At 70.3% G+C, this 20,693-nt stretch carries 20 protein-coding genes; all 20 read left to right on the forward strand.

Features of this window, described 5'->3' with window-relative positions; translation table 11 throughout:
* The first annotated feature begins 20 nt into the window (after positions 1–20).
* The 20 genes from ABZ863_RS26940 to ABZ863_RS27035 all read left to right on the forward strand — a co-directional run bounded on the left by ABZ863_RS26940 (position 21) and on the right by ABZ863_RS27035 (position 20,524).
* Positions 21–1,334 carry a CoA transferase gene (locus ABZ863_RS26940; RefSeq protein WP_358540974.1) on the forward strand — a complete coding sequence of 438 codons (1,314 nt, stop codon included), beginning with the start codon at positions 21–23 and terminating at the stop codon, positions 1,332–1,334.
* 13 nt (positions 1,335–1,347) lie between these two features.
* Positions 1,348–2,832, forward strand: a complete 1,485-nt coding sequence (locus ABZ863_RS26945) for an NAD-dependent succinate-semialdehyde dehydrogenase (protein ID WP_358540976.1) — start codon at positions 1,348–1,350, stop codon at positions 2,830–2,832.
* Between the two features lie 178 nt (positions 2,833–3,010).
* Positions 3,011–3,952, forward strand: coding sequence for a hypothetical protein (locus ABZ863_RS26950; RefSeq protein ID WP_358540979.1), 942 nt, complete (start codon positions 3,011–3,013; stop codon positions 3,950–3,952).
* Complete coding sequence (locus ABZ863_RS26955; RefSeq protein ID WP_358540982.1) at positions 3,949–4,731, forward strand: MBL fold metallo-hydrolase; 783 nt, start codon at positions 3,949–3,951, stop codon at positions 4,729–4,731. Before ABZ863_RS26950 ends, ABZ863_RS26955 begins: the two co-directional genes overlap by 4 nt.
* Positions 4,728–5,573 (forward strand): ABC transporter permease subunit, encoded by an 846-nt coding sequence (locus ABZ863_RS26960; RefSeq protein ID WP_358540985.1) that lies wholly within the window; start codon positions 4,728–4,730, stop codon positions 5,571–5,573. Before ABZ863_RS26955 ends, ABZ863_RS26960 begins: the two co-directional genes overlap by 4 nt.
* A complete protein-coding gene (locus tag ABZ863_RS26965; protein ID WP_358540987.1) occupies positions 5,563–6,420 on the forward strand; it encodes an ABC transporter ATP-binding protein in 858 nt (285 codons plus the stop codon). The genes ABZ863_RS26960 and ABZ863_RS26965 overlap by 11 nt, the downstream gene beginning before the upstream one ends.
* A gap of 48 nt (positions 6,421–6,468) precedes the next feature.
* On the forward strand, positions 6,469–7,458 hold the full coding sequence (locus ABZ863_RS26970) for an ABC transporter substrate-binding protein (RefSeq protein WP_358540989.1): 990 nt from the start codon (positions 6,469–6,471) through the stop codon (positions 7,456–7,458).
* On the forward strand, positions 7,442–8,341 hold the full coding sequence (locus ABZ863_RS26975) for an ABC transporter permease subunit (protein ID WP_358540992.1): 900 nt from the start codon (positions 7,442–7,444) through the stop codon (positions 8,339–8,341). Before ABZ863_RS26970 ends, ABZ863_RS26975 begins: the two co-directional genes overlap by 17 nt.
* Before the next feature lie 65 nt (positions 8,342–8,406).
* Positions 8,407–10,119 (forward strand): amidohydrolase family protein, encoded by a 1,713-nt coding sequence (locus ABZ863_RS26980; RefSeq protein WP_358540994.1) that lies wholly within the window; start codon positions 8,407–8,409, stop codon positions 10,117–10,119.
* Positions 10,116–11,804, forward strand: a complete 1,689-nt coding sequence (locus ABZ863_RS26985) for a thiamine pyrophosphate-binding protein (protein WP_358540997.1) — start codon at positions 10,116–10,118, stop codon at positions 11,802–11,804. The genes ABZ863_RS26980 and ABZ863_RS26985 overlap by 4 nt, the downstream gene beginning before the upstream one ends.
* A complete protein-coding gene (locus ABZ863_RS26990) occupies positions 11,801–13,333 on the forward strand; it encodes an aldehyde dehydrogenase family protein (protein WP_358541000.1) in 1,533 nt (510 codons plus the stop codon). The genes ABZ863_RS26985 and ABZ863_RS26990 overlap by 4 nt, the downstream gene beginning before the upstream one ends.
* A gap of 18 nt (positions 13,334–13,351) precedes the next feature.
* Complete coding sequence (locus ABZ863_RS26995) at positions 13,352–14,152, forward strand: IclR family transcriptional regulator (RefSeq protein ID WP_358541003.1); 801 nt, start codon at positions 13,352–13,354, stop codon at positions 14,150–14,152.
* Between the two features lie 141 nt (positions 14,153–14,293).
* A complete protein-coding gene (locus ABZ863_RS27000; protein WP_358541006.1) occupies positions 14,294–15,685 on the forward strand; it encodes a Rieske 2Fe-2S domain-containing protein in 1,392 nt (463 codons plus the stop codon).
* Positions 15,682–16,314: a 3-phenylpropionate/cinnamic acid dioxygenase subunit beta gene (locus tag ABZ863_RS27005; protein WP_358541008.1), complete on the forward strand. Its 633-nt coding sequence runs from the start codon at positions 15,682–15,684 to the stop codon at positions 16,312–16,314. The genes ABZ863_RS27000 and ABZ863_RS27005 overlap by 4 nt, the downstream gene beginning before the upstream one ends.
* A complete protein-coding gene (locus ABZ863_RS27010) occupies positions 16,311–16,622 on the forward strand; it encodes a hypothetical protein (protein ID WP_358541011.1) in 312 nt (103 codons plus the stop codon). The genes ABZ863_RS27005 and ABZ863_RS27010 overlap by 4 nt, the downstream gene beginning before the upstream one ends.
* Positions 16,619–17,404, forward strand: coding sequence for a 3-(cis-5,6-dihydroxycyclohexa-1,3-dien-1-yl)propanoate dehydrogenase (gene hcaB, locus ABZ863_RS27015; protein ID WP_358541013.1), 786 nt, complete (start codon positions 16,619–16,621; stop codon positions 17,402–17,404). Before ABZ863_RS27010 ends, hcaB begins: the two co-directional genes overlap by 4 nt.
* A gap of 39 nt (positions 17,405–17,443) precedes the next feature.
* Complete coding sequence (locus ABZ863_RS27020) at positions 17,444–17,641, forward strand: ferredoxin (protein ID WP_358541016.1); 198 nt, start codon at positions 17,444–17,446, stop codon at positions 17,639–17,641.
* A complete protein-coding gene (locus tag ABZ863_RS27025) occupies positions 17,641–18,885 on the forward strand; it encodes an FAD/NAD(P)-binding oxidoreductase (protein WP_358541019.1) in 1,245 nt (414 codons plus the stop codon). Before ABZ863_RS27020 ends, ABZ863_RS27025 begins: the two co-directional genes overlap by 1 nt.
* Complete coding sequence (locus ABZ863_RS27030; RefSeq protein ID WP_358541022.1) at positions 18,882–19,652, forward strand: class II aldolase/adducin family protein; 771 nt, start codon at positions 18,882–18,884, stop codon at positions 19,650–19,652. Before ABZ863_RS27025 ends, ABZ863_RS27030 begins: the two co-directional genes overlap by 4 nt.
* A 110-nt stretch (positions 19,653–19,762) precedes the next feature.
* Positions 19,763–20,524: an SDR family NAD(P)-dependent oxidoreductase gene (locus ABZ863_RS27035; RefSeq protein ID WP_358541024.1), complete on the forward strand. Its 762-nt coding sequence runs from the start codon at positions 19,763–19,765 to the stop codon at positions 20,522–20,524.
* Positions 20,525–20,693 lie beyond the last annotated feature (169 nt).

Consider the following 20,693-nt stretch of genomic DNA (forward strand, 5'->3'; position numbering starts at 1 on the left):
CTGCACAGGAGGTGGGACTGTTGTTGAGAACGCGGGACGGTACGGGGCACGACGTCCGGTTGCCACTGAGGGGCGTGCGGGTACTGGAGCTCAGCTCGGTCTTCATGGCCCCCTACAGCGCCCAGGTGCTGTCCGACTGGGGCGCCGACGTCGTGAAGGTGGAGCCGCCCGAGGGCGACACCGTCCGCGCGATCAACCAGGTCGAGGGGAACGGGCTCGGGCCCATCTTCGTCACGGCCAACCGCGGGAAGCGGTCCATCGTGCTCGATCTGAAGACCGACACCGGGCTCGAGGCCCTGTACCGGCTGGTGCGACGGTCGGACGTCCTGATGCACAACGTGCGGCCCGCGGCCGCGCAGCGCCTGGGGATCGACGCCCGGTCGCTGCGGGCGATCAACCCCGAGCTGGTCCACTGTGCCTTCCGGGGTTATGGCGACGGAGGCCCGTACGCGGAGCTGCCCGCCTACGACGACGTCATCCAGGCCGCCACCGGGGTGGCCGCCGCTCAGGCGTCCGACGGCTCCCCGCCGGGGTATTGGCGGTCGGCAGCGGCGGACAAGATCGTCGGGCTGTACGGCGCGGCGGCGATCTCCGCCGCGCTGCACGCGCGCGCCGTCTCGGGTGTCGGCAGCGCGATCGAGGTGCCGATGTTCGAGACCATGGCGTCGTTCATGCTGCTCGACCGCCAGGGTGGGTGGGTGGCCTACCCGCCGAACGGGCCCACGGGGTACGCCCGCACCGACTCCCGGTACCGGCGCCCGCACCGCACGTCGGACGGCTACCTCGCCGTGTTGATCTACACCGACCGGCACTGGCGCAGGTTCTTCGCCGCGATCGGCAAGGACCACCTCGCCGACGACCCGAGGTTCTCGACTATCGAGGGCCGGACGAAGGCGATCGACGAGCTCTACCGGCTCGTCGAGGACGAGCTGCGCATCCGGAGCACCGAGGACTGCGAGCGGCTCCTCCTCGCGGCGGACATCCCGCACGGACCGGTCAACTCCATCGACGACCTGTTCGCCGACCCGCACCTGAGCGAGACGCAGTTCTTCCACGTCCTCGAGCAGCCCGGGCTTGGTCCGGTGCGCCTCGCCCGCTCGCCCATCGACCTCGGCTGGCCCCACGTGCCACCGCGGCCGGCCCCGCGGCTCGGTGAGCACACCCGGGAGGTGCTCGAGGAGAACGGGTTCGGCGCCCCCGAGGTCGACGGACTGCTCGCCTCGGGTGCGGTGAGGCAGATGGCGTCGGTGTCGTCCGCCGCGGACCCGGGTGAGGGCGGCGACCGGCCTCGGCGTCCCCCCGCGGAGATCGACTCCATCAGCCGGCCGCTCTGAGAGGACGAAGACAATGACGACCCTGGGAATCGCGAACGACTCCCGAACCCTGGACCGCGTCCCTCGCCCGACGCCGTCGCGGCTCCACGTCGACGGGGCCTGGGTGGACGCGGCCGACTCCCGCTCGTTCGAGGTGGAGAACCCGGCGACCGGCACAGTGCTCGCCCGGGTCGCCGACGCCACCGTCCCCGACGCCACGACCGCGCTGGTGGCGGCGGCCAAGGCGCAGGCCGCGTGGCGGGCGGTGGTGCCCCGGGCGCGCGCGGCCCTGCTCCGCCGCGGTCGCGACCTGCTCGAGGAGCGTGCCGAGGACGTGGCGACGGTGATGACGCTGGAGAGCGGGAAACCGCTGTCCGAGTCACGGGCGGAGGTCGCGGGCTCGATCGAGAGCGTCGACTTCGCGATCGAACGCATTTCCGACCTGCACGGGCACGTGGGGCCCGGCTCGCACGGCGGCTACGACATCGTCACCCGCTACGAGCCGATCGGTCCGAGCCTGCTGATCACGCCGTGGAACTTCCCGCTGCTGATGCCGGCCCGCAAGCTCGCCGCCGCGCTGGCGGCGGGTTGCACGGTGGTGCTCAAGCCCGCCGCGGAGACCCCGCTGACGGCGTTGCTGCTCGTCGAGGCGTTCGCCGACGCCGGTCTGCCCCCCGGCGTGCTCAACGTCCTGCCCACCACCCACGACCAGGCGATCTCGGCCTCGGTGATGGCGGACCCGCGGCTGCGCAAGATCAGCTTCACCGGGTCGACGGCGGTGGGCGCCCAGCTGCTCACACAGGCCGCCCCGCACGTGATCAGCGCGTCCATGGAGCTCGGCGGGGACGGACCGTTCCTCGTGCTCGAACGCGCCGACGTCGAGCACGCCGCCCGCCAGGCGGTCCTGTGCAAGTTCCGCAACGCGGGCCAGGTCTGCACCACGGCGAACCGGATCCTCGTCCACGAGGCGGTCGCCGACCGCTTCTTTGACCGCTTCGTCGCGCTCACCGAGCAGCTCGTCGTCGGGGATGGCTTCGCGCCCGGCACCGACGTCGGACCGATGATCTCGGCACGACAGCGGGAGCGGTCGCTGGGCATGATCCGCGAGGCCCGCGAGAGCGGCGCCACGGTGCTCACCGGCGGCGACGTCGTGGCGGGGGAGGGGCACTTCCTCCAGCCGACGATCATCACCGACATCCGTCCCGGCACGGCCCTCGCGGAGGAGGAGATCTTCGCTCCCGTCGCGGCGATCTACCGGGTCGACTCCACCGACGCGGCGGTCGCGCTGGCCAACGATTCCGCGCGCGGTCTGGCCGGCTACGTCTTCAGCGAGGACGTCCGGGAGGCCCTCGAGGTCGCCGACCGGCTCGAGTGCGGGATGGTCGGTGTCAACCGCAGTCTCATCAACGACTCGGCGGCACCCTTCGGCGGGGTGAAGTCCTCCGGTCTCGGCCGTGAAGGCGGACCGGGTGCGCTGTACGAGTATCTCGAGGCCAAGTACGTCGCGCTGACGCGCTGACCTCGTGATGGCCGCCGTCGGCGGGGCCTCGTCGGCGGGCCGGGCCGAGGACGGCGAATAGCCTCTGTTCTACAGAAAGTCATGCTTGACACAAGAAGTCGGATCGACAACAGTACGTTGGAGACACCGCCCAGCGACGACCGTGAGGTCGGCGCTCGAGCACACGAGGTGGGAGAAAGTGCAAGGCAACGTCGCATTGCCGAGGTCGGTTCACGAGGTCGTCGAGGAACTGTTCATGGTCGGCGGGGTCGTGCCCGCAGACGGGCGCCAGTGCTGGGCGCCCGTGGCGCCGGGCCGCTGGCTGCCGATGCAGACCCACGTGCTCCGGCGTGACGGGGCGTCGGTGGTCATCGACACCTCGGTGACCGCACTGCGGGACTCCCTGGCGGAGGGCCTCGACCACGTCCTGGGGGCGAGCTCCCTCATCGACGTCGTCATGACCAGGTACAACTTCGACACCCTGGTCAACTTCCCGTGGCTGTCCAGGAGGTTCACGCTCAACCAGCTGTTCACGTCGCTGCTGTCGAACTTCGTGCTGGGCAGCGACACGGTGATGAGCTTCATGGACGCCTTCGAGGACGCCCACGTCGACGCGCACGTCAGGTCGATCTCCGATTTCGAGCCGATGGCCATGGCGCAGAACCAGGACTTCGAGGCCGGCGGTCGCCGGATGCGGTGTGTCGGGGCCCCGCTGAGGCTCCTTCAGACGAACTGGGTCTACGACTTTGACACCCGGAGCCTGTTCTGCAGCGACTCCTGGGGCTGTGTCAGCCTGTCCGACCCGGACGAGACGCCGATCGTCCGTCCCGGACAGTCCGACCGGCTGGACCGGGCGACCGTCGAGGCGGGCCTGCGGAACAGGTTCGACTGGCTCCTCGGTGCCGACACCGACCCCATCCGTCGCCAGCTCGACGAGTTGTTCGACGCGTACCCGATCGAACGCCTTTGCCCCAGCCACGGAGCGGTCATCGACGGCGTCGAGAACGTCGAGACGGTGCGCAGACACACCGACGACGTGCTGCGGGAATTCAGTCGGACCCCCGTTCCCCTGCTGGTGGTCGGGACGCCGGCGTACCCCACCCGCGTCGTCGACCGTGAGGGCCTGAAGGAGAGCGCATGAGCATCGACGTCACCGAGGTCGCGACGGCGAGCGGCGCCCTGCCGCGCAGGCTCAGCGACGACGTGTTGTGGGGAGGTGGCTGCCTCCCGGTGCCGTACAAGAGCAAGCTCCTCCACGGTCACTTCGGGGTCTACGTCGTGAAGTTCGACGGCGGCGCGTACCTGGTGGACACGGGCTACCCGGTGATGGCCGAGGAGATGGAACGGCAGCTGGACGAGTTCTTGGGGGACACCCCAGTGGACTACATCTTCCCGACGCACCCCGAGATCCCGCACGCGGGGCTCCTGGGACGGTGGCTGGAGAAGTACCCGAACGCAGTCGTCATCGGTGACACCCGGGACTTCCACCTCTACTACCCCGAGCAGATGGCGAGCGGCAGTTTCCGTCACTTCGCGGCGGGGGAGGCACTGGACCTGGGGGACCGCGTGCTGACGTTCGTCCCCGCCGTCTGGCGCGACCTGCCCAGCAGCATGTGGATGCACGACAGCGCGACAGGGATCCTGTTCGTCTCCGACGCCTTCGCCTTCCTGCACCCGCACGAGGACGGCGAGTGCGACCGGCTGGCGTCCGAACAGGAGACCCCAGACCTCGAGACGGCGCAGTTCTTCAACAACGCGGCGCTGTTCTGGACGCGCTTCGGTGACGTCGAGGGGACATTCCCGGACATCGACGAGCTGCTCACGCGGCTCAAGCCCACCATGATCGCTCCCGCGCACGGGGCGGTGTGCGACAACGTGGAGGAGCTCGTGCCCTTCTTCAAGCGGAGCATGACCTCATGACGATCGACGCTCCCCGGCGAGCGCCCGAACGGCGCTCCTCGCTGCAGACGGGGCTCTCGGCGTTCGGCCGCTGGTGCGGCCGGCGCGGCGTGGAGCTGTGGCTGCCCGTGGCCCTGCTGCTGGTCTGGTTCCTGCTCTCGCGGGGCAGCACGGACGTCTTCCTCCCCCCGCTCACGGACATCCTCGGCTCCCTGCGCGAGGACTTCCTCACCTCCGCGGTGCTGACCAACCTGCTGCCCAGCCTAGGCAGGCTTCTGCTGGGCCTCGGGCTGGCGGTGCTGCTGGGAGTCGCCGTCGGTTACGTGGTGGGGCTGACCAGGACCGCCCGCACGATGCTGCTGCCGGTGCTCGACATCTTCCGGTCGACCCCGGTGGTCGCGCTGATCCCGGTCTTCATCGCCCTGTTCGGCATCGGGTCGTTCAGCGAGATCTTGCTGATCGCCTGGGCGGCGTTCTGGCCGATCCTGCTCGGCACGGTGGCGGGCGTCGCGGCGGTCGACACCGGCTTCCGCGACACGGCGACCGCGCTGCGGATGAGCTGGCGACAGAAGCTCGTCATGGTCAGGCTGCCCGCCGCCGCGCCGCACGTGTTCGCCGGCATCAACCTCGCGGTCTCGATCAGCGTGACCGCGATGGTGGCGATCGAGCTGTTCACGGCGTCGCACGGCCTGGGGCGCTACCTGGCGCTGAGCAAGATCGGCTTCGACATGACCGCGGCCTACGCGGGGGCGTTGGCCGCCGGGTGCGTGGGCTTCGGCGCCGCCAAGCTGTTCAGCGCCCTGGAGCGGAACGTGTTCATGAAATGGCACCACGAGCGAGGAGAACGAGCCGATGACGTCTGACCTTCGTCACGAGGCTGCGGGTGGCCCGCTGCTCGCGGCCTCGGCACTCGGCATGAGCTTCGGGTCGGGAGACGCTCGTCGCGAGGTTCTCGGCGGCGTCGACCTCGAGGTCGGCGAGCAGGAGTTCGTCTGCATCGTCGGGCCGTCGGGGACCGGGAAGACCACCCTGCTGCGCTGCCTGGGCGGACTGCAGCGCCCCACCCGGGGCGCGGTCCACGTCGGGGGCCTGCCGACCTCCGGGCCGCCGGAGGGGGTGTCGATCGTCTTCCAGGACTACTCGCGGTCGCTGTTCCCCTGGCTGCGGGTCCGGGACAACGTCGCGCTCCCGCTGCGGGTCGCGGGCCAAGGGCGCAGGGGCCGGGCCGAGCAGGCGCAACGGGCACTCGAGGAGGTTGGCCTCGCGGGCTCGGCCGACCTCTACCCGTGGCAGCTCTCGGGCGGGATGCAGCAGCGGGTGGCCATCGCGCGCGCGATCGTCAGCCGCCCGCGGCTGTTGCTCATGGACGAGCCGTTTGCCTCGGTCGACGCGCAGACCAGGTTCGAGCTGGAGGACCTGAGCCGCCGGATCCAGCGGACCGAAGGCGTCTCGGTCCTGCTCATCACCCACGATATCGACGAGTCCGTCTACCTGTCGGACCGGGTGCTGATCCTGTCCGGCAGGCCCGCGTCGATCTCGCGGAGCATCCCCGTCGGGCTCGGCGACGACCGCGATCAGCTGGCGACTCGGGCGGACCCGCTGTTCGCGCAGCTGCGCAGCACCGTCTTCGAGGAGATCAGGGCCGCGGCCGCCCCGTCGGCGGTGGGAGCGGCGGCCCGCGACGAGCGGGCGGCGAGCGTTCACCGGTAAGCCCTGACCCCGTTACACCACTCAACGTAGAGAACAGGAACCAGGACTATGAATCGCAAGTCAGGCTTGTCCGCTCTCGGCAGAGCCCTCGGTCTCGGAGTGGCGCTCGTGCTACTGGCGGCGTGTGGCGGTGGGTCCTCCGGGTCCGGGACGGGCGAACCCGGTGAGCCACTGAAGGTCGTCACGCTGCAGGTCTCGGACTTCCTCCTGCCCTATCTGGCGGAGAAGCAGGGTCTCTTCCAGCGCGAAGGGGTCAACGTGGAGCTCGAGCCGTTCACCGGCGGCACCCAGGTGCAGCTGCCGAAGGTCGTCAGCGGCGACTACGACATCGGGACCGGCAGCTCCGGCGACCTCCTCCCGAGTGTCACGCGAGGGATCCCCGTCTCGGCGATCGCGGGAGTGGGAGCGACTGCGACCGGCGACCTCGCCAAGTCCACGCAGGCGATGATCTACAAGGACCCCGCCATCACCCGTCCGCGCGACCTGGCGGGCCGCACGGTCGGCCTGAACAGCATCGGCGGCTCGCTCGAGCTCTACATCCGGGCGACCGTCGAGCAGGACGGCGGGGACCCGGCCACCATCAACTTCGTGCAGATCCCCGTTCAGAACATCCCGAGCGCGGTGGACAGCGGACAGCTCGACGTCGGGCAGGGGTTCGAGCCCTACCTCTCGGTGGCCCGCTCGATGGGGCTCAAGGAGCTGTTCTCGCCGAGTCAGATCATCGACGGCCTGCCGAGCGTCGTCTACTTCGGCAAGAAGGACGTACTGTCGAGCCGGGCCGCCGACGTGGCGGCGTTCAGCCGGGCCATGCAGGCGGCGGCCAAGATGGCCAACACCGACCCGGAGCTGATGCGAGACGTCGTCCGTGAGCACACCCAGACGGACCCGACGCTCCTCGCGGGTGTCAAGAACTTCGGCAACTTCACCGAGAGCATGTCCCCGGACAAGTTCACCGCGTACGCCGAGTTCGCGCACGCACACCAGCAGATCGACCGTGTTCCCACTGCGGAGGAATGGGTCTATGTCCCGACTTCGTAACCCCCGAGCCGACGAGCTGGACACCTCGACCGACACCGGTGCCTCGGCGACGGGCGTGGCCGTCGCCGACGCGAGGACCACCGCGTCGACCGGACGGGCCGAGCGGGGCGGCGTCCGGATCTCGCCCCGCGTCGGCTCGCTCCTGATCGTGCTCGTGCTGCTCGTGCTGCTCCAGCTGGCGGGTTCGTGGGACATCGGCGGGGCGGGCATCCTGCCGACGACGACGGAGGTCGCCGGCGCCCTGGGCGAGGTTCTCACTGACCCGGCGACCTACGGCGCGATCGGCGCCACCTTCACCTCGTGGCTCGTGGGGTTCGGCATCGCCGTGATCGGCGGTGTCGCCCTGGGGCTGCTCGTCGGGCTTTCCCGGTTCGCGGCACGCAGCACCCGCGGCCTGTTCGACTTCCTGCGGTCGACCCCGGCCATCGCGTTCATCCCGATGGCGGTGCTGCTGTTGGGCACCGGAGACGTGTTCAAGGTCAGCCTGATCGTGTTCACGTGCATCTGGGTGATCCTGCTGCAGACGACGGCCGGTCTGCGCTCCATCGACGCCATCACCCTGGAGTCCGCCCGCAGCCTGCGCATGAGCCGGTCCCAGCGGATCAGGTGGGTCCTGCTGCCCGCGGCACTGCCGTACGTGCTGACCGGCGTGCGTCTCGCGGCGGTGAAGGGTTTCCTGCTCAGCATCGGCGCGGAGCTCATCGCGGGCGCCGATGGCCTGGGCCAGGAGATCCTGCTCCGCCAGATGGGCGGCGCGACGGCGCAGATGTGGGCGTTCGTGGTCCTGGCGGCTGTGCTGGGCGTCGTGGTGAGCCTCGTCTTCACCATGATCGAGTCGTCGGCCCTGCGCTGGGACGTCTCGCAACGAGTGAACGCTGAATGACCTGCGCTGAATGACCCGCGCCGAATGACCGGCTCCCCTTCGAGCCAGACCAATGGAGTTGCACGATGGGTTATCTCTCACCACCCGGGGAACGACTGGCGTTGACCCACGCCTCGGTGCTGGACCTGGCCGAGGGGCGTTGGCTGGACGACCGGGTCGTGCACATCGCGTCGGGTCGCATCGAGTCCGTCGTGGCCGCAGGGGAGGTGGAGCGCGGCGTCCGGGTGGTCGACTGCACGGGCAAGTACGTCATTCCTGGGCTCATCGACACGCACATCCACTGGGAGGGCTGGATGGGCGAGATACTCCTGGTGAACGGGACGACGACGGCGCTCGACCCCGGCTCGATGTTCCCGCTGCACTGGATGCAGGCGCAGAAGGAGGGGCTCGCGGACGGGCGCATCCTCGGCCCGCGGCTCCTGATCGCGGGGGCGATGTTCCACGGAGCCGCCACCGAGGAGCAGGGGCGGGGGCTGTTCGCGGACTGGCATCCGCTGATCACCGGTCCCGGCCAGGCCGCGAAGGCCGCGGCCCGGCTCGTCGAGGAGGAGGGGGTCGACTGCCTGAAGGCGTACAACTTCCTGACCCTCGACGCGATCGAGGAGCTGGCGACCGTCGCGCGTGAGGCCGGCATCCCCTCCATGGGGCACATCAGCGTGAGTGGGGTGGACGCGGCTCGCCGCGGGCTGCGCGGGCTCGCCCATGCGACCGGCATGATCGAGTCGACTGTGCCGCGGAGCATTTTGGACCGCGCCGACCAGCTCGCCCTGCAGACCATCAAGACGACCCGACCGCCGTATTTCGCCTGGTTCGACCAGGCGGATGACGATCTGGTCGACAAGGCTCTCGACGTGCTGATCGAGTGCGGCACCTTCCTGGAGCCGGACATGATCCACACGGGCGGACGCGGTGGCGGCCCGCGGGTGCTGGAGTACGAGGTCGAGGACAGCGCCTTCCTGCAGAACCCCGCCGTGGGCTACATCCCCGAGGCCGTGCGTGCGGAGATCCTCGGCTACCGGCGGATCGGGGAGTGGGAGCAGGCCGGCCCGGAGGAGCTGGGCGCCGCGCAGCGCGGGCTGATGAGGCTCTGGGGCATCCTGGCGGAGTTCCACCGCCGCGGCGGCAAGCTGCTGGCGGCCTCCGGTCTCGGCCACGTCATCCCGGGCCTGAGCATCCACCGCGAGCTGCAGCTGATGGTGGACATCGGCCTGTCGCCGCTGGACGCCCTGCGCGGGGCCACCTCGGTCGCCGCCGAGTTCCTGGGCCAGAGCGACGACGTGGGCTCGGTCGTCCCGGGCCAGCGGGCCGACCTCGTCGTGCTCGACGGTGACCCGTTGCGGGACATCCGGCACACGCGGTCCATCGCGCACGTCGTCCAGCACGGTCGGCTGGTCGACGTCGAGTACCACGCGTGGTATCAGAATCCCATCCCCGAGCCACCGCAGGAGTTCACCTTCGCACGCTCTCGCCCCCGGATCGACGTGCTGACGCCCCCGGCCCTGCCCGCGGGGAGCGCGGCGGTCCTCGAAGTGACCGGTGACTGGTTCGCCCCGCACTCGGTCGTCGAGCTGAACGGTCTCCGGGTGCCGACGGAGTTCGTGTCCCGGCGCGAGCTGCGGGCTCGGATCGAGCCCCGGTCGGTGCCCGTGCCCGGTCTCTACGACGTGCGTGTCCGCCGTCCCCAGCCGGTCGAGCACGGGGACCTGTCCGAGCCCGGCCACCTGGTGGTGTCGTTCGGACCCCCGGCAGACGACACCCGGAAGGTGGACGGGAAGTGACCCAGGCGAAGATCTCGGGCGCCGAGGCGATCGCCCGGACGCTGGTGAAGCTCGGGGCCGGACACGTCTTCAACGTCGCGGGCTTCGGCATCCAGCCGCTTGTGGAGGCAGTGGACCGACACCGTGACGCCTTGCGCTACGTCAGCGCGCTCAACGAGACGAACCTCGCGCTGATGGCGAACGGGTACGGCCTCGCCGCCGGCAGGCCCGCGTTCCTGAGCGTGTACCACACGTCGGGTACCGCGCTGGCGATGATGGGCGTGACGACGGCCTGGGCGGACAACGTGCCGCTGGTGCTGGCGTCGACCACGGAGGCGCGCAGCGTCAGCGGTCGCGACCCGTACGCGGCGGTCCCCCGGTACGTCACCGACATGACCGAACAGTTCACCAAGTGGAGCTTCGAGGTGCCCTCCGCGGAGCGCATCCCCGAGGTGCTCTCACGGGCGTTCGCGATCGCGGCGACGCCCCCGATGGGACCCGTGCACATCGCCTTCCCGCTGGATCTCTACGGGGAGATGGTCGACGAGTCGGTGCTCGACAGCGTGCGGCCCCTGGCCGTTCCCGAGCCCGGCCCGGCGGACGCGGACGCCGTTCGACGGGCGGCCGCGGCCATGGTCGAGAGCCGGGACCCGGTGCTCGTGCTGGGGTCGGAGGTGGCCCGCTACGGCGCCGTCGACGAGGCGGTGGGCCTGGCCGAGGCGTGGGGAGCCACCGTGCTCATCGAGCAGTACCCTTCGCGGATGCCGTTCCCGACCGCACACGCGCAGTACGTGGGCAAGGTGTCCGACCACCGGGAGGTCGTGGCGGAGGCGGACGTCCTGCTCTACGTGGGGTGCGAGCTCACCGAGCAACGCGGGCCCGGGCCGAACCTGCTGGTCGGCACCGGTGCGGCCCGGATCGTGCACTCCGTGGACCCGGCCGCGGTCACGCGGTTCTTCACCCCGGACGTCGCCCTGACCGGCGCACCGGCTCAGGTCATGGCGGCACTCACCGATGCCGTCCGGGCCTGCGCCGCGGCTTCCGGCCGACGGGAGAACACCACCTACGTCGAGCGGCGCCGGCTCGCTCGAGCCGAGCGGCAGGGACTCGTCGACGACGGCTTCGAGGACTCGCCGCTGCGGGCCGGCCGCATCGTCTCCGAGCTCGCCGCGGTCGGAGGAGGCTGCGCGGTGGTCAACCAGGCGGGCACCGCGGCGATCTTCGCCGAGCGACTCTGGGACTTCGAGGAGCCCGAGCTCTACTTCGGCATCTCGGCGCGGGCCAGTGCGCAGGGGTGGGCCGTTCCGGCCGCGGTGGGGGTGAGCCTGGCCCTGCCGGACCGGCCCGTGATCGTCTTCGTCGGGGACGGTGGCTTCATGTTCTCGGCCACGGCGATCTACTCCGCGGCCAAGCTGGGCTCCCGGGTCGTGTTCGTCGTACTCGACAACGGCGGATGGCAGGACATCGGCGCGAGCTCACGGAAGATCGGCGGGGACTCCCACCTGCGCGAGTCCGAGTACGGCTGGATCTTCGACTCGCCACCGATCGACTTCGTCGCGCTCGCAGGCTCTTTGGGGCTCCCGGCGAGCCGGGTCGGTACGCCCGCGCAGCTGCGAGCGCGCCTGCGCGAGGCGGTCGACGCCACGGGGCCCAGCCTCGTCGTCGTCGAGGGTGACCCGAAGGACGTGGAGCTCTTCTTCGCGTGACCGTCCCGGAGCCGCCGTTCCGGCGGCTCCACTTCCTCGAACTGGAGAGATGCGTGTCGACGACTACTGGGCTGGCGGGCACCGCGGTCGCGGACCGGGAGTGGAGGCTGCCGATCGGTGGGGTTCTGCGCTCGGCAGAGGGCGGGCGTGGGTATGAGGTGGAGTGTCCGGCGACGGAGTTGACGCTGGCCGTGGCGCCGGATGCGTCCTCGTCGGATGTCGACGCGGCGGTGCGTGCCGCGGCGGACGCTGCCGTGGCGTGGGGGCATGTGGACGTCCGGGAGCGGGGGCGCCGGTTGCGTGCGCTGGCGGAGGTCGTGCGGGCGCATGCCGACGAGTTCGCGATGCTCGACGCGCTCGACTCCGGCAACCCGGTGACCGCGATGTACAACGACGTGGCCTGGGGCGCCGAGGTCCTGGACCTGTTCGCTGACTTCGCCTCTCACCTCGGCGGCGCGACCGTCCCGGCGAGCCCGGAGAACCTGCACTACACCAAGCGAGCGCCGTTCGGTGTCGTCGCACGGATCGTGCCGTTCAACCATCCAATCTTCTTCGCCGCCTCGAAGATCGCCGCACCGCTGATGGCGGGCAACGGCGTCGTGCTCAAACCGTCGGACATCACGCCGTTGTCCGCGCTCCGCCTCGGTGAGCTGGCTGCGGAGGTGCTCCCGCCCGGTCTGCTGTCCGTGGTGACCGGGAACGGCCCCGCGGCGGCGAGCGCGCTCGTCACGCACCCGCTGGTGCGGCGGATCGGGTTCATCGGCAGTGACCGGGTGGGCCGGATCATCCAGCGGGACGCCGCGGAGGTGGGGGTCAAGGAGATCAGTCTGGAGCTGGGCGGGAAGAACGCCCTGATCGTCTGCCCCGACGCCGATCTCGACGCCGCCGCCACCGGCACCGTCAACGGGATGAACTTCGCCTGGTCCCAGGGACAGTCCTGCGGCTCGACCTCGCGGGTGCTCCTGCACTCCTCGGTCGCTGACGAGGTGCTGGGGAAGGTCCTGGACCAGGTCGCGGCGATCCCGGTCGGTTCTCCCACAGACCCGGCGACTCGGATGGGACCACTGGCCTCCCGCGCGCAGTACGACAAGGCCCGGGGCTACGTCGAGATCGCGGTCGGTGAGGGCGCGACGGTCGCGTACGGTGGTGGCCGCCCGGAGGGCCTGGACAAGGGGTACTTCCTCGAGCCGACCGTGCTCACGGGCGTGGAGCCGGGGATGCGGATCGAGCAGGAGGAGGTGTTCGGGCCGGTGATGTCCGTCCTGACCTTCGACCACCTCGACGACGCCGTCCGCGTCGCCAACGGCGTGGAGTTCGGGCTCACCGCCAGCATCTGGACCCGGGACGTGTCCACCGCGGTCACCCTCGCCGACCGGGTCGACGCGGGCTACGTGTGGGTCAACGGCTCGTCGCGGCACTTCTGGGGCATGCCCTTCGGCGGCACCAAGTCCTCCGGGATCGGGCGCGAGGAGAGCATAGAGGAGCTTCTGTCCTACACCGAGCTCAAAGCCGTCAACGTCATGGTCTGATACGGTAAAATCTCTGCTGTGAAGAGAACCGTGCCGGAGTCGGCAACGGGCGCCGGTCGGCGGCCGCCGCAGTACCCGATCGAGTCGGTCGACAACGCGCTGAAGATCCTGCTGCTCTTCGGCGAGCAGTCGGAGGTGCGGCTGACCGACGTCAGTGAGTACCTCGGGGTCGCCTCGTCGACCGCGCACCGGATGCTGGCGATGTTGCTCTATCGGGGCTTCGTCCGGCAGGACGCGCGCACGAAGGTCTACCGACCCGGGACCGCGCTGACGGGGGTGGCGTACTCGATCCTGCAACGCTTCGATTTCCGGGCCGAGCTGCATCCGTTCCTGGAGCGGCTCAACGCGGAGCTGCGCGAGACGGTGCACCTCGGCCTGCTCGATGGCCCGGTGGTCCGGTTCATCGACGCGATCGAGAGCCCCCAGGGGGTGCGCGTGGCGTCCCGGCTCGGCATGTCGATGCCCGCGCCGTCGACGTCCACGGGGAAGGCGATGCTTGCTCACATGTCCCAGGACGAGGTCCACGCGCTGTTCCCCGTGGAAGAGCTGGAGGGTCTCACCGAGCACAGCTTGTCGAGTCGGACGGAGCTGGACCTGGAACTCGTGCAGATCCGCAGGCGCGGCTACGCAGTGAGCTCGGAGGAGAGCGAGGAGGGGGTCTCCTCCGTCGCCGTCGCCTTCGCGCCGAGCCGGGCTCCCGCTCGGCTGGCCTTCAACGTGTCACTGCCCATGTCACGGATGTCCAAGCGGGACCAGGCCCGCATCGCAGCCGTACTGCTGGCCACGGTCGAGGAGGCGGCGACCGTCCTGCACGGCTGAGGTTCGGTGCCTACGCCCCCGTCCGGGTCCCTCGGGCGGGGGCGTCGTCGTGTCCGGCCCCCTTGACATACGGCCCGGGCATCGCAGATTCTGTTAATAGGACATCGACTCTGATGGACAGAAACAGGCAAGGAGTCGTCGATGAGTGACCTCGACCTCGTTCTCGGGGAGGTGCGGCGGGGCATGATCCCGGCGCACATCTACAACGACGAGGAGATCTTCCGGCTGGAGAAGGAGCGGCTGTTCAGTCGGGCGTGGTTGTTCGTGGGGCACGAGTCGGAGATCCCGCAGGCGGGTGACTACGTGGTCCGGCGGGTACTGGAGGACTCGTTCATCCTTGCCCGCGGTGAGGACGGTGAGGTCCGCGCGATGTTCAACATGTGCCTTCATCGCGGCATGCAGGTCTGCCGGGCCGAGATGGGCAACGCCTCGCACTTCCGGTGCCCGTACCACGGCTGGTCCTACCGCAACGACGGACGGATCGTGGGTCTGCCGTTCCACAAGGACGCCTACGGTGGTGAGGCGGGGTTCCGGCGCAAGGGGCAGACGTTGCTGCCCGCGCCGTCGTTGGACCTCTACAACGGGTTGATCTTCATCAGCCTGGATCCGGACGCGGTGCCGCTGCGGGAGTACCTGGGGGACTTCACCTTCTTCCTCGACTACTACACCCGTCAGTCGGGCAGTGGGATCGAGCTGCGGGGTCCGCAGCGCTGGCGAGTGAAGGCGAACTGGAAGATCGGTGCCGAGAACTTCGCCGGCGACATGTACCACACCCCGCAGACGCACACCTCCGTGGTGGAGATCGGGTTATTCCGTGAGCCCAAGGCGGAGAAGCGCAAGGACGGGAACACCTACTGGGCGGGCAACGGCGGTGGCACCACCTACAAGCTGCCCCCGGGCACGCTCGAGGAGAAGCTCCGCTACGTCGGCTACCCCGACGTGATGATCGAGAAGATGAAGGAGCAGTGGTCTGCCGACCAGCTCGACGTGATCGGTCGGGACGGGTTCATGATCTCGGCCGCTTCGATCTTCCCGAACATGAGTTTCGTTCACAACTGGCCTCGGGTCGAGGACTCCGAGGAGGTGCTGCCGTTCATCTCGTTGCGTACCTGGCAGCCGGTGGGGCCAGACGAGACCGAGGTGTTGTCCTGGTTCGCGGTGGACGCGGAGGCGCCGGAGGCGTTCAAGGCGTTGTCCTACAAGGCGTATCTGATGTGTTTCGGTTCGACGGGGATGTTCGAGCAGGACGACGTGGAGAACTGGGTCTCGCTGACCAACACCGCGGCGGGGGCCATGGCACGGCGGCTCCTGCTCAACAGTCGAATGGGGTTGTTGGAGGACGGCACCGAGGTCGTGGCGCCGTTGACGCGTGAGCAGTACGCGGGTCCGGGTCAGGCGCACGTCGGTTATGGCGAGTACAACCAGCGGCATCTGCTGAGCCGGTGGGCGGATCATCTGGAACGGCCGGCGGAGAAGGTGTTGCAGGTCGAGGTGTCCGGGGTCCCGGCCGACGCCGAGGAGGGACGCTCGTGAGCGTCGAGACCCAGCCGGCGCAGGAGAGGGGGGACTCGAAGCCGACCGGCAACGGGGGGCCCTACTCGATGCAGTCCCGGTTGGGCGGGCACGCCCCGCGTACCGAGCGTGTGGGTGCCTGCCTGCCCTTCGACGATCCGCGGCACCTGCAGGCCCACCGCTGGGTGGTGGAGGAGGCCTACATCCTCGACGCCCAGAACTACTCCGACTGGCTGGACCTGATCACCGAGGACGTCCACTACATCATGCCCGTGCGGGTGACCACGGCATCGATGGCCGGGTACGACTCTGCTCCGCACATGGCGCACTTCGACGAGAACAAATACTCGCTCGCCCGGCGGGTGGCGCGGTTCCTCACCGAGCACGCGTGGACGGAGGATCCGCCCTCGCGGCTACGCCATCACGTCACGAACGTGCGGACCTTCGCCACCGCGAAGGAGGACGAGATCGTCGTGGACACCGCTCTGCTGCTCTACCGCAGCCGTGGCGACGTGCGGGAGGCGTCGGTGATCTCCGCGGGCCGGGAGGACCTGCTGCGCCGTGTGGGCGAGGGCTGGCAGCTCGCGCGGCGCACGATCCTGGTGGACGACTCGGTGTTGCGGACACAGAACCTGGCGGTGTTCCTGTGACCAGGCTCCAGTGGGAGGGCGAGACCGAGGACGCCGACGCCGCGCGCCAGGCGGCCGAGGAGCTGCGGGAGCTGAAGGCACACCAGATCGGTGAGGCGATCAGCGTGGGCAACGAGTTCTCCGAGATCCGGGTGTCGCGGGTGGAGACCCGCAACGGGGCCCGACTGCTGGTCGAGGCGCCCAAGTCCGGGCAGTGGGTGGCGTTGTGTCCGTTGGAGGTGGAGTCGTTGACCTGGCAGAACGCGGCCACCTTCTCGGCGATGATCGGGCACCCCTTCGGGCCGCTGTTCGAAGGGGAGGAAGCGTGAGCGGCTGGCTCGAGGGCAAGCGCGCGCTGGTCGTCGGGGCGGGTTCTGGCATCGGCCGGGCAGTGGTGGACGCCTTCCGGGCCGAGGGTGCCCAGGTCGCCGTCCTGGAGCGGGACGAGGCCAAGTGCGGCACGCTGTCCACGGAGATCCCGGGGTTGCCTGTCGTCATGGGGGACGCGACCACACGGGAAGCCAACGAACAGGCGGTCGCGACGACCCTGGAGGCCTTCGGCGGGCTGGACGTGCTGGTCAACTGCGTGGGGGTGTTCGACTTCTACCGCGGGGTCGGTGAGCTGGACGCGGACCGGATCGACGATGCGTTCGACGAGATCTTCCGAGTGAACGTCAAGTCCCACCTGCACTCGGTCAAGGCCGCTCTGCCCGCGCTGCGGGAGAGCCGCGGCTCGATCCTGCTCACGGAGTCGACCTCGGCGTACTACCCGGGCCGTGGCGGAGTGCTCTACGTGTCGACCAAGTTCGCGGTGCGCGGGCTGGTCACCGCGATGGCGCACGAGCTGGCGCCCGAGATCCGGGTGAACGGCGTGGCGCCCGGCGGCACGCTGAACACGGACCTGCGCGGCATCGGCAGCCTGGGCCTGGACGAGCGTCGGCTCAACGACGCTCCCAACCGCGCGCAGGAGCTGGCCGCGCGGGTGCCGTTGCAGGTCGCGCTGTCCGGCCAGGACCACGCGTGGAGCTACGTGTTCCTGGCGTCGGACCGCTCCCGCGGCATCACCGGAGGGGTCGTGCACCCCGACGGCGGCATCGGGGCCAAGGCCTGATTCCGCCGGTCTGATCAGAGTCCGAAGGAGAGAGACGACATGGCGGTCGTGAAGGCCGATCTCGGGGCGTGCCAGGGCTACGCGAACTGCGTGGTCGGTGCGGAGGACGTGTTCGACATCGACGACGACGGGATCGTGGTCCTGCTCAAGACGACGATCGCGGACGGCGACCGGACCAGGGTCGAGGAGGCAGCGCGCAGCTGCCCGGTCTCGGCCCTGGTCGTCGAGGACGACTGATGGCGCGCACGGTCATCGTCGGCGCGTCCGTCGGAGGAGTCCGGACGGCCCAGGCGCTGCGGGCGGCGGGTCACGAGGGCGAGATCATGCTGGTCGGTGAGGAAGCGCATCTGCCCTACGACAAGCCGCCGCTGTCGAAGGCCTTCCTCGCCGGCACCGCCACGCTCGAGAGCATCGCCCTGCTGACCGAGGGGGCCGCCGCCGAGGCGGGCATCGACCTCGTCCTGGGCTCGGCGGCCGTCGGTCTGAACCGGGAGAGCGGAAGCATCCGGCTCGCGAACGGCACGAGCCTGCCCTATGACGATCTCGTCGTCGCCACGGGAGCCTCGGCGCGCCCGTCGCCATGGGGACCGCTGCACGGTCTGCACGCGGTGCGCTCCCTGGCCGATGCGCACGCACTCGGCGCCGCGTTGCGGGCGGGCGGGCCGCTGGTGGTCATCGGTGCGGGCTTCATCGGATCGGAGGTGGCGGCGACCGCGTCGGGCATGGGTGTCGAGGAGGTCACCCTAGTCGATCCGGTGCCCGTTCCCCTGTCGCGGGTGCTCGACGCCGAGGTGGCTGCGGTGTTCGGGGAGCTGCACGCCGGACGGGGCGTGCGCACCCGCTTCGGGGTGGGCGTCGCCGGGATCGACGAGACGTCCTCGGGGCTCGCGGTGCGGCTGGAGGACGGGACGGTGCTGCCCGCGGCGACGGTCGTGGTGGGGATCGGGGCCGTCCCGAACGACGCGTGGTTGCGGGGAAGCGGCATCCCCGTCGACGGCGGGGTGCTCTGCGACAGCCACAACAGGTCCGTGGCCGATCCCCAGGTGTGGGCGGTCGGGGATGTCGCGCGCTGGTGGCATCCGGTGCACGACCGATACGTGCGGCTCGAGCACTGGACCAACGCCGTCGAGCAGGCGGTCTGCGTGGCGCACAACATCACCCATCCCGACGAGCTCCGCACCCACGCACCCGTCGAGTACGTGTGGAGCGACCAGTACGACTGGAAGATTCAGCTCGTCGGCCGCACCGGTGGGGACACCCACGTCCGCGTCGAGGGCGCCGATCCCGAGAAGTTCGCGGTGCTCTACGCCGAGGGCGGCGCGTTCGTCGGCGCGCTCACGGTGAACTGGCCGAAGGCGCTGGTCACCGGCCGCCGGGTGCTGAGCAGGGCCGGTGCGCAGCCGTGCTCCCTGGGCGAGGTGCAAGCGCTGGTCGAGGCCTCGCGCCCGGCCCCCCGGTCGGCCGGGGCGGGGGCGCGATGAGCACGGCTGCACCGGGGTCGTCCGAGCTGGGTCCGGTGCGTGAGCTGCTGGCCCAGGCATGCCGGGTGATGGCGGGACGCGGCCTGGCGGACGGCATCCTCGGTCACGTCAGCATGCGCATCGACGAACGCCGGCTGCTCGTGCGGTGCCGCGGACCGCGAGAGCGCGGGCTCGGCTACACCGTCCCGGACGACATCCGGCTCGTCGACCTCGACGGAGCCGAGGGCGCCCCGGGCGAGCTCGACGGCTACGCGCCGCCCAACGAGCTCCCGCTGCACACCGAGGTCCTGCGCCTGCGTCCCGACGTCGACGCCGTGCTGCACGCCCATCCGCCCGACACCGTCGCCGCCGATCTCGCCGGTATCGCCATCCGTCCGATCGTCGGTGCGTTCGACATCCCCGGCACCCGGCTGGCCGCCGGCGGGGTTCCGGTGCACCCCCGCGGCGTTCTGGTGCGCACACGCGCCCTCGCCGAGGAGATGGTCCGCTCCATGTGCGACCGACCCGTCGTCGTGCTCCGCGCCCACGGCCTGACCAGCGCGGCTGCCGGCGTGGAACAGGCCGTCCTGCAGGCTGTCAGCGTCGATGGCCTGGCCCGCTTGTCCATGCGGATCGTGTCGGTCGGGGGCACGTTGGTCGACCTCCCTGCGGCCGACATGGCCGAACTGCCCGACCTCGGCGCGGGATTCAACACCGACACGGCCTGGCGACACGAGCTCGCCCGGCTCCGGGGAGTCGTGGGCCCGCCGGCCGCAGTCGGCCGCTGACAGCCGGTCGCACCATCGACCCAGATCATCGAGGGCACCGACCAGTTCCAGCGCCTCGCAGCCGGCCGCGGCCTGCTTCACCGGCGCGCCCCACCGACCCGAGGAGACCCATGCAGCTCACCCGCATCGCCGCCGTCGTCACCGGAGCCGCCTCCGGCCTCGGCGCCGCCACAGCCGAGCACCTCGCCCGACAGGGCACCACCGTGTACGGCCTCGACCTCGAGAAGGCCGTCGCCGCCGCCCAGGCCGTACCCGACGGCGTCACCCTCGTCGCCGCGGACGTCACCGACGAGACGTCGGTGTCCGAGGCCGTGGCCCGCGCCGCGGGCGGCCCCGAGCCGCTGCGCCTGGCTGTCAACTGCGCCGGTATCGCGCCCTCGGCGCGGATCCTGTCCCGGAAGGGGCCACACGACCTCGGCTTGTTCCGTGCCGTGCTTGAGGTCAACCTGCTCGGCACGTTCAACGTGATGCGCGTGGTCGCGGAGCGGATCGCCGCGACCGAGCCGGACGAGCACGGTCAGCGCGGCGTCATCGTGAACACAACGTCGATCGCGGCGTTCGAGGCGCAAGTCGGCCAGATCGCCTACGCGGCGTCCAAGGCCGGGGTCGCCGGCATGACGATCACGGCGGCCCGCGACCTCGCCCAGTACGGCATCCGCGTCGTCACCGTGGCACCGGGCATCGTGGACACGCCGATGATGGCGGGCTTCTCCGACGACGTCCGCGCAGGCCTCGCCGCCTCCGTGACCTTCCCGCAGCGGCTCGCCGAGCCGAGCGAGTACGCGCGGCTCGTCGCGATGGTCGCCGAGCACGATTACCTCAACGGCGAGACCATCCGGATGGACGGTGCGCTACGGATGACGGCCCGCTGACGGACGGGGTCGGGTGCGGCCCGCCTCACCCGTCCCTTCGCGCCGCCACTGCCTCAGCTCGAGGGACCGGGCGTCTCGCTACTCGCCGGCAGCGAGAAGGCCCGCCTCCTCCCGCCCCGCAGCTCGACCCGCCGAATCCTCCCAGAGATCGTCTTGGCAGCTCGAAGAA

The sequence above is a fragment of the Saccharomonospora sp. NPDC046836 genome (assembly GCF_040645195.1).
In the GTDB taxonomy this organism is placed as follows: Bacteria; Actinomycetota; Actinomycetes; order Mycobacteriales; family Pseudonocardiaceae; genus Prauserella_A.